This is a genomic window from Stenotrophomonas sp. GW821-FHT02D01 (genome assembly GCF_059421765.1).
The window spans coordinates 394404-407208 of record NZ_JBWKVP010000002.1 but is presented as its reverse complement, the minus strand read 5'-3'; the positions used below and the strand labels follow the sequence as shown (position 1 = coordinate 407208).

The following is a 12805-nucleotide window of genomic DNA, read 5'->3' as shown; positions in this document are numbered from 1 at the left end:
GGCACATCACCTTTGCCGCCGTATTAGGTAAATTGCGTCACTTCACACGTCTTCGACATCAACCGTCGAGACAGCCAGGGGAATGTGTCGTGCGTATTCTGCTTGTTGGGGATACAGCCAGCCTGCCGGCTGAGCTGACCGAATTCATTGCCGATCTTGGGGAAGACTGGCAGCCGTTGACCGCCACCGATGGCCATGCCGCGATGACCGCGGTCGCCACCCAGGGCGTGGACGCGGTGATCGTCTGCCCACAGTTGCCCGATCTCAACGCGACCACGTTGCTGGGACAGATCCGCACCTTGCGCCCGGAGACCATCCGCATCGCACTGGTCGATGCACAGCATGGCAACCGGCCGCCGCCGGCACGCCTGATCGGGGTCGCCCATCGCTTCCTGCCATTGCCGTTGGCACCGGAAGTGCTGCTGGAGGCATTGACCAGCCTGGAAGAGCTGCGCGAAGTGCTGGACAGCCCACGCCTGCGCGACGCCATCGGCCGCATCGAGAAGCTGCCCTCGCCGCCGCACCTGTACCTGAGCCTGACCCAGGCACTGGAACATGACGACGACGCCGACAGCGCCGATGTCGCCAAGCTGGTCGCCGCCGATCCGGCGATCGCGGCCAAGGTGCTGCAGCTTTCCAATTCGGCGTTCTTCAGCCAGGGCCGCACCATCGCCGACCTGCGCACCGCCGTGACCCGGCTGGGCCTGGCCACGCTGCGCGACCTGGTGCTGGCCAGCGAGGTGTTCTCCGCACCGACCTTGTCCGGCGCCGAACGCAATTCGCTGCAGCAGCGCGCCTTGATGGCCTCGCGATTGGCCGCACGCCTGCTGCCCGACTCCAGCGCCGAACTCGGTGCCACCGCCGCCCTGCTGGCCGACATCGGCCTGCTGCTGCCGGGCGTACGCAACGAGCGCAGCGAACCGGAGCCGGCCGATGATGATCGCCCCGGGCATGCCGAAGCCGGCGCCTATCTGCTGGGCCTGTGGGGGCTGCCGATGCCGATCATCGAGGCAGTGGCGTTCCATCTGCAGCCGCAGCGCGCCAACACCCGCAGCTTCTGGGTGACCGGTGCGGTGCACGTGGCACTGGCGCTGGTCAACGGTGACCCCGTGGATGAAGAGTATCTGCAGCGCGCCGGTGTGCTGAACAAGCTGCCGCAGTGGCGCGAGCACGCCAACAGCCTGATGGGGCTGGTGCCCAGCGATGCCTGAGGCGTAGCGGCGGACGAGCGTAAAGCGAATGGGGGCAGGCCGGGTGGCCTGCCCTTTTTCGTTGTGCCGGAAGATTCATCCACGCATGGCGTGGATCTACTGGAAGCGACCGGAGATTCGGCGGCGCGGGGCGTGGATCACCCTCTGGTGACCGGGGGTTCGTCCACGCGGGGCATGAATCAATCGCAAGGGACCGTAGGTGCGCCATCGCACGGCGTGGACAGCCGCGTTGCCCGACCGCACAAACAAGAAGGGCGGACCTTGCGGCCCGCCCTCCCCTTTCTGCTGTCACGCTTCGATGGATCAGAAGCGCTGGGTGTACTTCATGTAGTAGTAACGACCGATGTCGAAGCCACCGTAGTACGAGAAGCTCGAGTTCGGCTGGCTGTACATGACCGGGCCTTCGTGGTTGAACACGTTGTTGGCACCGACCGAGACCGTGGCCTGCCACGGCAGGGTGTAACGCACCTGCACATCGTGGAAGGTGTTCGAACCGACCTTGCGGGTCGGCTGGCCCAGGGTGTAGGCCGAGTTGAAGTCAGGCAGGTTGCACTCGGTGTCGTAGGAGCACGGCTCCTTCATGCTCGAGTAGTAACGCACGGCCCAGTTGACGCCCAGGTTGCCCAGGCTCCAATCGACATTCAGGTTCGAACGGACGCGGAAGTTCGCACCCCAGTCGCCGGTTGCCCAGCTGGTGTGCTGCTCGACCGGAGTCTCGGCTTCGTTGTCGCGCTTGTACTCGAGGTAATCGACGTAGGTGGTCTTCCAGTCAACCACGATCTTGCCGAAGGAGAACTCCGGCAGGCGGTACTTGATGCCCAGGTCGTAACCTGCGGTTTCCTGGTAACCACCGTTGATCAGGGTACGGGTAACGTCGACCACCTGGTTGACGGTGCGGCCTTCGGTACCGCGGCTGAAGCGGTCACACGCCGACGCCACGCCCAGTACGTAGCACTGGTTGAGGATCGAGGTCACCGACTCGGCGGCGATCACGTTGTCGATGCGGATCTTCCACCAGTCCAGGCTGACGTCCAGGCCCTGCACGAAGTTCGGGCTGTAGACCAGGCCAGCAGTCCAGGTCTTGGAGGTTTCCGGCTGCAGTTCCGGGTTGGAACCCGACTCGAAGGCGCTGTAGGACTGGGTGCCCGGGCCGGTCGACTGTGCGCCACCGGAGGTGATCTGGCGGAAGTTCGCCGGAACGCCACGTGCGCCGCAGGCCGCGGCAACCGACGGGTTGCGCGAAGCCGAACCGAAGCTGCTGTCGCACGGATCGGTGTAGGCGTCGAAGGTCTGCGAGGTGCCGCCGTACATGTTGGCGATGTTCGGCGCGCGGAAGCCCGTCGAATAGGTCGCACGCACCAGCAGGTCGTCGATCGGCTTCCACTTCAGGCCGAACTTGCTGTTGATGGTGTCGCCGAAGGTGTTGTAGTCCGAATAGCGACCGGCCATGTCGAGCGACAGTTCCTTGGCGAACGGCATGTCGGCCAGCACCGGCACGTTCAGTTCGACGTAGAACTCGTCGAGCTTGTAGCTGCCCTTGGTCGGCGCGCCGGCCAGGTCGGTGCTCAGGCCCGACTGCAGCAGTGCATCCGGGTTGTACTCACCGCTTTCCTGGCGGTGCTCGTAACCGGCGGCGATGGCCAGGTCACCGGCCGGCAGCGTGAACAGCGAGCCGGAGATGTTGGCGCTGTAAGCCTTGGTGGTGTTGGTGTAGGTGTCGTGGCTCGGCAGGAACAGGTAGGCCTGCAGTGCCGGGTCAGCCAGCGAACCGTTGCCGGTGGAGCCGTACGGTGCGAGCGGGTTCCACGGGGTGCAACCAGCGATCACCTTGCCCGGGGTGCCGCAACGGGCAACGTCGCCGTCCATGAAGGACGGACCGACGGCGTTCTGCACGTTCGGAATGAACAGGTTGCCGGTGCCGGTCTTGACGCCCTTGTTCTGGTTGTAGACGTAGCCCACGTCCCAATCCCAGAACTTGTCAGCGAACTCGAACGAACCCTCCAGGCCGGCCGAGAAGCGGAAGGTTTCCTGCTCGGATTCGGTCTGGCGCGGGAATTCGGAGGTGCGACGGATGAAGTTCGCGTCCTTGCCCAGCGGGTTGTAGATGCTGTCGGCCGACAGCGGGGTGCCGTAGACCTCGGACTGGTACGGGTAGCCGGCAATCTGCGAGGTCGCGGTGCGCTTGGTGTACAGCACGTTCGCGGTGGCGCGGATGTTGTCGGTCAGGTCGTAGTTGCCGTTGGCAAAGACCGAGCGACGGGTCAGCTTGTTCTGCAGCCACATTTCCTGGCTGGCATTGGTGTAGTCGGCGGTGCCGAACTCACGGAAGTCGCCCATGCCGTTGCCGGCACCGGTATTGGCACGGGTGTACCAGATATCGTCGTTGGCGTCCTTCGGGGTACCCATGTCGTCGATCAGCACGCCATGGTTGGAAGCCGGCGACCAGCCATTGGCATCGTCGTCGGTCGGGAACGGGTGGAAGCGGCCATTCGGGTAGCGGCTGAAGGAACGATCCTTGGCCTGGACCTCATCTTCCTTGCTGTATTCGGCGCCGAAGGTGATCGAACCGCGCTCACCGGTCTGGCCGTAGACGAAGTTGTAGACCTGCTTCTGGCCGTCGCCCTGGCCGTACTGGCCACCGTAGACGCTGGCTTCCAGGCCGTCGAAGTTCTTGCGGGTGATGATGTTGACCACGCCGGCGATGGCGTCGGAACCATAGATGGCCGATGCACCGTCGGTCAGCACTTCGATGCGTTCCACGACCGAGGTCGGGATCGAGGCCAGGTCGGTGTAGCCGCCGGTGCTGGTGCCCATGCGCTTGCCGTCCAGCAGCACCAGGGTGCGCTCCGGGCCGAGGTTGCGCAGGTCGACGTACTGGCCGCCGACTTCTTCGCCCGAGGTCAGGGCGTCGGCGCGGCTGATTGCCGGAGAACCGGTTGCCGACAGGTTCTGCACGATGTCGGCAACGCTGGTGAAGCCCTGCTTTTCAATGTCGGCGCGCTGCAGCGCGATCACCGGCTGCGCGGTTTCCATGCTCGCCTGGCGGATGCGCGAACCGGTGACCGAAATGCGGTCCAGGTCGGTCGTGCCGCCGGCAGCTGCGTCCTGCGCCGAAGCGAAGGACGGTGCCAAGGCAAGCGCAATGCCGGCCGGCAGCAAGCCGAGCCGCACTGCGGGAATACGAACGTTCATCAATCTCTCCAAGGTACGTGTTAGTAGCGTGTTAAAACGCCGTAGCACGTTACGATTGCGTTGCAGCGCTGTATTTGCGCGACACAACCGGAGACTTTGCGGAGTGTGGCGGAAGCTGTCCGTCGTTCTCGCGGAAGCGCGAGGCGGACTGGCCGTAGCGGGCGCGGAAGGCGCGCGCGAAGCTGCAGCAGTTGTCGAAACCGCTGGCGGCAGCGACCTCGCCGACCATCATGTCGGTGTCGCGCAGCAGATCGGCTGCGCGCTCGAGACGCAACCGTGCCGAAAGCGACTGCGGGCTTTCCTCGTACAGGCTCTGGAACGTCTTGGAGAGATACCAGCTGGAGAAGTTGGTCAGCTCGGCCAGTTCGCCGATGCGCACCACACGGTGGCTGTTGCCTTCCAGATACAGGCGCGCACGCTGCATGCGACCGAACACCTGGCGCTTGCGGCTGCGCGAGCGGCCCGGGCAACGCTGTACGTTGTCGGCCAGGCTGCGCTGCAGACCGGCCAGATGCAGCAGCAACGGACGTAGTGCCTGCGCCGGCTGCCCGCTGGCGAGGGCGTCCCGCCACAGGCGCAATGCCACCCGCGCATCAGCGCGGTTCATCTGGCCACGACCGGCGTACAGGCCGCAGTCGGCCATTTCGGTCAGCACGCGCAGCGCTTCCACGTTCAGGTTCATGCCCACGCACAAGCCGTTGCGTCCGGCCTGGACCAGTGGCCTGGACTCCTTCTCGAACGCGATCCACTCGCCCTGGCGCAGCCGGAACCGCCCTTCCTTGGCTTCCACCCACGAGGTGCCGCGCACCTGCATCCAGACGCTGAAACTGGTGCCGGCGGTCTGCAGGCTGCCGAGGCGGGCAACCCCCATGCAGGTCGGCGCGACATCGTCGATCGCCTTGTCCAGGGATACGGTTTGGCCACGATCAGCCAGCGAGAGTTGACGCATAGGGGCACCACGGATTTGCCAAGTACAGGCCTCCGTTTTGCCAAATGAGGTGACAGCGCGTCAGGAAAGACTGCCGAGATCGCCACGAATTCGCGGCGAGATCGTCACGAAGAAATTACGAAGGCCCTTTCTCGTTCAAGATCAATAATTTGGAGAATGCCGGGAACAGTGCGGGCGGTTGTTCGGGCAATCGCATCACACCGATGTCGGCACCATCGCTGATGGCCAGGGCCAGGTACAGGCTGTTTCCGTCGGCACTGGCGCTCAGTCCATTGCCCGCGCTCAGCCGCTGGGCGTCCAGGCAACGCTCGGCTTCTTCGCGTCCGGACTGGATACGGACCAAGGTCGTGCCACAGCTGGCACTGCTGCCGAGGTAGTCGATGCTGCCGTTGCCGGCCACCGTCCAGGTCCGGTAGCGCCAACGGCTGGGCCGGTCCTCACTGACCTGCTGCACGCTGACAGGGGTCAACGCTGCGTCCACCGACCACAGCCCACCGGCTGCCAGCCGGGTGAAAAGCACCCGCCCGGTACTGCGGTCGAAGCGCGCCTGCGATACGCCTTCCAGGCTGGCCAACCGACGCCATGGCTGCGCGCTGCGGTCGAACAGGCTCAAGCGGGTGTGCTGGTCGGCATCACGTTCAACCACCAGCAGCTGCTCCGCGTCTGCGCCGTACAACGCCTGCAATGGCTGCTCGGCGGGAACCGGAAGGCGATGCAGTTGTTCATCGCGCGGTGCGATCTCGTAGACAACCGCTTCGCCATGCTCATCGCGGCCCACCACCAGCAGATGCCGGCTGTCGGCCGACCAGTCGGGCGCCTGCCGTGCCTCGGGCTTCAGCCCCTCGATCGGCCGCAGCGACTCCGGCCGCTGCATGTCGGCCCACCACAGGGCGAAGCTGCCGGAACGATCGGAACTGAACACCAGTTGCCGCCCATCCGGTGCCACCATCGGTTGCCCGTCGCGGCCACTGGAGGCGAACAGGCGCTCACCGGCACCGCCCTGCGCGGGCATCCTGAACATCCCGAACTGCGCGCGCCGATGCACGAACGCCAGCATGTCGCCGCGGCGGGACACTGCCGGCCACTGCGCATCGTCGAGCCCAGCGTCGCGCAACGTGCGGCGCTCGACGTCGAGGTAGTACAGGCGTGCTTCGCTGTCCACGCGGCGACCGAACACGATATGCCGACCGTCGCCCAGCCACGCCCAACCACGCAGTTCGGCCGATTCGGTGGTCAACTGCTCGGGCGTGCCGCCGCTGGCAGGCATCCGCCACAGGTCGCCCAGCTGAGGGTTGCGGACAAACACCAGCCATCGGCCATCCGGGGAATAGCGCGGGGCGTAGTCGAAATCATCCTCGTCGACAGCGTACTCCAGCGCACGCCATTGGCCGGTGGCCAGATCGAGCACGCGGATGCCGCGATGGGCATAGCGACCGACCATGCTGCCGAAGACCAGACCACGACCATCGGGCGTCCAGTCGAAACTGAGCAGCTCGGTGCCGTCGCAGCGCGTGGCCTGGCGCACGGCGCCGCCGGTGGCGCTGGCGATCAGCACCTGGCAGCTGGCATCGGCACCAAAGCGGGCGAAGGCGATTTCGCGGCCATCGGGCGACCAGTTCGGAAAGCGGTCGCTGGCACCTGCCGGTGGCGATAGCAGTTGGCGCGCGGGGGCATTGCCGGAGGTCTGCACCTTGATGGCGTTGCCGCCCGTGCCATCATCGTTGGCACCCTCATAGGCGACCTGCGATCCGTCAGGCGAAAGTGTGGGATAGGTCTCAAAACCGGCCGTGGCGGTAATCAATCGATACGGTCGCTCCGGACTTCCGATCACCCGCGTGCCGTTCTCCACTGCCGCATCCACCGGAGAATTCACCGGCGCCGGGCGGCGCAGCAGCAGTACGCTCAACACCACCAGCGCAAGCAGCATCACCACGCCCAGCGCCAGCAGCAGGCGACGGCGCAGACGGCGCCAGCGGCGGCTCCCGCGTTCAACCACGGGCGCGGCTGCGGGGGCCACGGCGTTCGGCGCAGGCGACTGCGGTGCGGACGATTCCTCTGCAACAGCCATCGCATCGGTCTCGTGGTCCGGCAACGGCTGCACCGGCACCAGCAGGCGGTAGCCGGTCTTGGCAATGGTCTCGATGTACGCCTGGCCATTGTCGTCGTCGACGCTGAACGCCTTGCGCAGCTGGGTAACAGCCTGGGTCAGCACATCGTTGGTCGGCAGCGTGTCCGGCCACACTTCGGCGAACAGCTCGTCACGGGTCACCACCCGCCCCGGCTGCCGCATCAACATGCGCAGCACGCCCAGCGCCTTGGGCGTCAAACGGCGTGTACGGCGGGCACCGGCGACTTCGACCTCACGCGAGGACAAAGTAACGATGCACTCACCGACGCGGACGCGGTCGGATTCAGGCGACTGGATTTCGCTGTTGATCATTCGTTGCTATGGGGCTGAAACAGGCCGCAAACACTGTTCACCATCGATCCCTTCCCATCCTTGGCACAGCAAGAAGCCAGATTCCGCACAAAGCATCGGCGCATACCGCAAAAAAAACGAAGCCTCCGGATATTAGCCTATGCGGGTTACCTCGCCTATCGCGTGGTCGACATCAGGCTCTCTCTCGCCGACGCATTCACATAATACGCATCATCATTCGCGCCCTTTTGGGCGCGATATTTTTATCTGGCGTTCATTTTCAGAAGCGTTTCAGCATGGTCAGGCCAACCAGCCGCGAAACCACCAGCGCTACGTACATGACGCCGGAAAACTGCTCCAGCATTACCAGCGCGCGGGCCTGCGGATGCAGTGGCACGACGTCGCTGAGACCTACCCCGGACAATAAGCTGAAGCTCAGATAAAGCAGCTCCATCCATGTGCGCTGCGCGCCGCCACTGGCGCCCTGGAAACTGCCCGGATACCACTGCTGACATACGGCAAAGGTAAAAGCGAATGCCCATGCCAGCAGAGTGAACGTGGCACCGGCGGCGAACAGCTCGTCGCGCGTCACTTTGTGGTCCTGCAGCATGTAAGCGATCAGCGCTCCGGCGGTGTAGAAATACAGCAGGCTTTCCAGCAGCTGCGCGGTGATGCCCAGTGCAGGCCGGTCCAGCAGTGCCGCGGATAGGGAAAACACCACCGCCGGGATGGCCAGCACCAACGCCAGCCATGTCCCCAGCGGGCTGCGCTGCACCACCCACAGTGCCAGGCCGAGCAGGGCCATGCCGAATACGCCCACTGCCGCGCGCCCGGCAGCAGTTTCGTCCAACGCCGGGTACAGCAGTACCGACAGCAGCTGTGCTCCGAGCAGCCAGGCAGAGGGGTGACGGCGGGCGATGGCCAGCCAGCGGGTAGTTACGGCAATGGGCATGGTTCCTTATCCCCAGGGAACGTTGGGGCGAGGATAACGGCAAGGCTGTGAGATGGGGGACTGGACGGTGCCGGGCATGACCCGGCACTGCCCCTCTGCGATCAGCCCTGCTGGTACACCTCGGCGCCGGCTGCACGGAACTGTTCGGACTTCTCCTGCATGCCCTTCTCTGCGTACTCGCGCACGTCCTGGGTGATCTTCATCGAGCAGAAATGCGGGCCGCACATCGAACAGAAGTGGGCCAGCTTGTGCGCGTCCTTGGGCAGGGTCTCGTCGTGGAATTCCTTGGCCTTCTCCGGGTCCAGGCCGAGGTGGAACTGGTCTTCCCAGCGGAACTCGAAGCGTGCCTTGCTCAGCGCGTTGTCGCGCACCTGCGCCCCCGGATGCCCCTTGGCCAGATCAGCAGCATGGGCGGCGATGCGATACGCCATGATGCCGTCGCGCACGTCCTGGCGGTTGGGCAGGCCCAGATGCTCCTTCGGCGTGACATAGCAGAGCATGGCGGTACCGAACCAACCGATCATCGCCGCACCGATCGCGCTGGTGATGTGGTCGTAGCCCGGCGCGATGTCGGTGGTCAGCGGGCCAAGCGTGTAGAACGGTGCCTCGCCGCACTCGCGCAGCTGCTTTTCCATGTTCTCCTTGATGAGCTGCATCGGCACATGGCCGGGGCCTTCGATCATGGTCTGCACGTCGTGCTTCCAGGCAATCTTCGTCAACTCGCCCAGCGTTTCCAGCTCGCCGAACTGCGCCGCATCGTTGGCATCGGCAATGCAGCCGGGACGCAGGCCGTCACCCAGCGAGAAAGTCACGTCATAGGCCTTCATGATTTCGCAGATGTCTTCGAAATGCGTGTAGAGGAAGTTTTCCTTGTGGTGGGCCAGGCACCACTTGGCCATGATCGAACCGCCACGGCTGACGATGCCGGTAACCCGCTTGGCAGTGAGTGGCACATAGCGCAGCAGTACCCCGGCATGGATGGTGAAGTAGTCCACGCCCTGCTCTGCCTGTTCGATCAGGGTGTCGCGGAAAATCTCCCAGGTCAGCGCTTCGGCGCGGCCATCGACCTTCTCCAGCGCTTGGTAGATCGGCACCGTACCGATCGCCACCGGCGAATTGCGGATGATCCATTCGCGCGTTTCGTGGATGTGCTTGCCGGTGGACAGGTCCATCACCGTGTCACCGCCCCAGCGGATCGCCCACACCAGCTTTTCCACTTCCTCGGCAATGCCCGAGGACACCGCGCTGTTGCCGATGTTGGCGTTGATCTTGGTCAGGAAGTTGCGGCCGATGATCATCGGCTCGCTTTCCGGGTGATTGATGTTGTTGGGCAGCACCGCACGGCCGCGGGCGATTTCCTCGCGCACGAATTCCGGAGTGATGATCTGCTGGATCGACGCACCGAATGCCTCGCCAGGATGCTGCTGCAGCAGTGCGGCATCGCGGATCGCGTCCAGCCGCTGGTTTTCGCGGATCGCCACGAATTCCATTTCCGGGGTGATGATGCCGCGGCGCGCATAGTGCATCTGGGTGACGTTGGCGCCGGCCCGCGCGCGACGTGGCAGGCTGCGCGCGGGGAAGCGCACCGGGTCCAGCTTCGGATCATGTTCGCGCGCGCGGCCAAACGAGGAGCTGAGGCCGTCGAGCTGTTCGGTGTCGTTGCGCTCCTCCACCCAGCCACGCCGCAATGCCGGCAGGCCCGCAGACAGGTCGATGCGCACGTCCGGATCGGTGTACGGGCCGGAGGTGTCGTAGACGGTGACCGGTGCGTTCTCTTCGCCACCGAACACGGTGGGCGTGCGGGTCAGCGCGATCTCACGCATCGGCACCTGCAGATCCGGGCGCGAGCCGGGCACGTGGATCTTGCGCGAGCCGGGTATGGGCCGGGTCACGGACTCGGAGAGTTGCTGGGCCTGTTGCTGCAGGGCGGAGAGCTGTGCGTTCATCGGGCATCGTCCAGGAAGGTCAGGGACGAAGCGGCGGCGCACTGCCCCCGCGCCCGGACGGCACCAAGGCGCTCCTTGGGCAGGTTCCGGGTACGGCTGCATTGCAAAGCTTCCCTACGCCGGTATGAGCCGGATCAGGTTCCAAGGGACTATCTCAACCGTGGCCACAAGGCCGCGGTACCCCCGCTTCTTGGTGGGCATTAGAGCATAGAAACCACTCGGTCTCCTGGCCGATCGCCCACGCAGGGCGCGGATCTACCGCGCCTGCGTTAACAGAACCGTGACGTCGCATTCAGTAACGTGCACGCGCGCCGCACCATTGCACGCGGCGCTTTCCCTGCCGCCATAGCGGTACCTGTCCGGTGCGCACACTTTCGCCGGCCCACTCCCTGCAAGCTTTCGCTCGCTCCCCTCAATCCCTTGATCGGAGAAGCTCCTTCATGGTGTTTCGCATTTCCATCGCACTGGTGCTTGCCCTGGTGCTGCTCGCCGGCCTCGCGCCCGGCCCCTTCAATACCGTCGTGCAGGCGGCGCTGGGTGATGTCATCCGCAGCGTCGGTTGGCTGTACCTGCTGGTGGTATTCCTGGCGCTGGTGTTCCTGATGTACCTGGCCTTCGGCCGCTTCGGCAACCTGCGCATCGGTGGCGAAGACGCCGAGCCCGAGTTCTCGCGCGCCAGCTGGATGTCGATGCTGTTCGCTGCCGGCATGGGCATCGGCCTGGTGTTCTGGGGCGCGGCCGAGCCGATCTCACACTTCACCAAGCCACCGGAAGGAATTGAACCGCAGAGCATGGATGCCGCGCGTGCATCGATGCGCTATGCGTTCTTCCACTGGGGCCTGCATCCGTGGGCGATCTATGCACTGATCGGCCTGGCGATGGCCTGGTTCCAGTTCAACCGCAATGGACGCGGGCTGGTCAGCGATATGCTGCAGCCGATCATCGGCCGCCACCATCGCGGCTGGATCGGCCGTGTCGTCAACATCGCGGCGGTGGTCGCCACGGCGATCGGCGTGGCGACGACGCTCGGCTTCGGCACCATCCAGATCGCTGCAGGCGTGGAGCGCGTATTTGGCCTGCAGGCGACTGTACCGGTGCAGATGACCATCATCGCCATTGCCTTCGTGCTGTACATGGCCTCGACCGCCAGCGGTGTGGAGCGCGGCGTGAAGTGGCTGTCCAACTTCAACCTGGCACTGGCTGCATTGCTGGCCGCGACCGTACTTGTGCTGGGGCCGACTGGCTTCATCTTCGATACGTTCACCACCACGCTGGGTTCCTACCTCAACCAGTTGGTGACCATGAGCCTGCGCATGTCACCGTTCTCCGGCAGCACGTGGGTGGCCGACTGGACGATCTTCTACTGGGCCTGGTGGATTTCGTGGGCCCCGTTCGTGGGTTCCTTCATCGCGCGCATCTCGCGCGGCCGCAGCGTGCGCGAGTTCGTGATCGGCGTGGTGTTGGCACCGACCCTGCTGGGCTTCTTCTGGTTCGCCGTGTTTGGGGGAACGGCATTGTGGGCGCAGATCTTCGGCCACGCCGACCTTGTGCAGGCGCTGGGCAATGGCTATGAGACGGTGCTGTTCACCCTGTTCGACAGCCTGCCGGCGTCGCTGATGCTGTCGGCAGTGGCGTTGGTGCTGTTGATGATCTTCTTCGTGACCTCGGCCGATTCGGCGGTTCTGGTACTGGCCAGCATGTCCACCGACGAAGCCGGGGATCCGCCGCTGAAGCGCAAGCTGGCCTGGGGCATCGCGGTAGCGTTGATTGCGGCGGCATTGCTGCTGGCGGGCGGGCTGGATGCGCTGCAGGGCATGATCACGATTGCCGCGTTGCCGTTCGCGCTGCTGATGGTGCTGGTGATGGTGTCGCTGTACCGGGTCCTGGACCAGGAGTACACGCGGGAGCGGCGGCAGGCGCAGCGCCAGCGACGCATGATCGATGCGTGGATCGCACGCGAGATGGCAGCGCAGGAAGAGACCCAGGCGGAGGCAGCACGCGCGCAGGATCAGGATTGAGGGTGTTTTGCAGCCTGCGGCTGCACCGCTTTTTTCAGGCAAAGGCAACGGCCGAAGCCAAGGCGGCTCTGGGTTGTTGCTGGTTGGGCGGGGCGGTGTGGGTGGGCAGGACACGCCG

The 12805-nt window shown here is 64.8% G+C and carries 7 protein-coding genes and 1 riboswitch; of the genes, 2 read left to right on the top strand and 5 right to left on the bottom strand.

Features of this window, described 5'->3' with window-relative positions; genetic code table 11:
* Positions 1 to 89 precede the first annotated feature (89 nt).
* On the top strand, positions 90 to 1211 hold the full coding sequence (locus tag AC07UW_RS06665; protein WP_312786317.1) for an HDOD domain-containing protein: 1122 nt from the start codon (positions 90 to 92) through the stop codon (positions 1209 to 1211).
* Positions 1212 to 1514: 303 nt separating this feature from the next.
* On the opposite strand, the gene AC07UW_RS06660 is transcribed toward AC07UW_RS06665, so the two are convergent.
* The 5 genes from AC07UW_RS06660 to thiC form a co-directional block, all read right to left on the bottom strand.
* Positions 1515 to 4403, bottom strand: coding sequence for a TonB-dependent receptor (locus AC07UW_RS06660; protein ID WP_495211686.1), 2889 nt, complete (start codon positions 4401 to 4403; stop codon positions 1515 to 1517).
* 49 nt (positions 4404 to 4452) lie between these two features.
* On the bottom strand, positions 4453 to 5352 hold the full coding sequence (locus tag AC07UW_RS06655) for a helix-turn-helix transcriptional regulator (RefSeq protein ID WP_025874158.1): 900 nt from the start codon (positions 5350 to 5352) through the stop codon (positions 4453 to 4455).
* Between the two features lie 115 nt (positions 5353 to 5467).
* A complete protein-coding gene (locus AC07UW_RS06650) occupies positions 5468 to 7792 on the bottom strand; it encodes a winged helix-turn-helix domain-containing protein (RefSeq protein ID WP_495211685.1) in 2325 nt (774 codons plus the stop codon).
* A gap of 259 nt (positions 7793 to 8051) precedes the next feature.
* Positions 8052 to 8723: an ion channel gene (locus tag AC07UW_RS06645; RefSeq protein ID WP_495211684.1), complete on the bottom strand. Its 672-nt coding sequence runs from the start codon at positions 8721 to 8723 to the stop codon at positions 8052 to 8054.
* 101 nt (positions 8724 to 8824) lie between these two features.
* On the bottom strand, positions 8825 to 10669 hold the full coding sequence (gene thiC / locus AC07UW_RS06640; RefSeq protein ID WP_336031997.1) for a phosphomethylpyrimidine synthase ThiC: 1845 nt from the start codon (positions 10667 to 10669) through the stop codon (positions 8825 to 8827).
* A 93-nt stretch (positions 10670 to 10762) separates the two neighbouring features.
* A riboswitch (TPP riboswitch) is annotated at positions 10763 to 10864 on the bottom strand.
* Positions 10865 to 11109: 245 nt separating this feature from the next.
* Here thiC and AC07UW_RS06635 point away from each other — a divergent pair.
* Positions 11110 to 12687 carry a BCCT family transporter gene (locus tag AC07UW_RS06635; RefSeq protein WP_223496468.1) on the top strand — a complete coding sequence of 526 codons (1578 nt, stop codon included), beginning with the start codon at positions 11110 to 11112 and terminating at the stop codon, positions 12685 to 12687.
* Positions 12688 to 12805: the final 118 nt, after the last annotated feature.

Coding starts and splice junctions, on each gene's coding strand:
- AC07UW_RS06660 (WP_495211686.1), bottom strand. CDS start 4,403: ATGAACGTTCGTATTCCCGCAGTGCGGCTCGGCTTGCTGCCGGCCGGC.
- AC07UW_RS06655 (WP_025874158.1), bottom strand. CDS start 5,352: ATGCGTCAACTCTCGCTGGCTGATCGTGGCCAAACCGTATCCCTGGAC.
- AC07UW_RS06650 (WP_495211685.1), bottom strand. CDS start 7,792: ATGATCAACAGCGAAATCCAGTCGCCTGAATCCGACCGCGTCCGCGTC.
- AC07UW_RS06645 (WP_495211684.1), bottom strand. CDS start 8,723: ATGCCCATTGCCGTAACTACCCGCTGGCTGGCCATCGCCCGCCGTCAC.
- thiC (WP_336031997.1), bottom strand. CDS start 10,669: ATGAACGCACAGCTCTCCGCCCTGCAGCAACAGGCCCAGCAACTCTCC.
- AC07UW_RS06635 (WP_223496468.1), top strand. CDS start 11,110: ATGGTGTTTCGCATTTCCATCGCACTGGTGCTTGCCCTGGTGCTGCTC.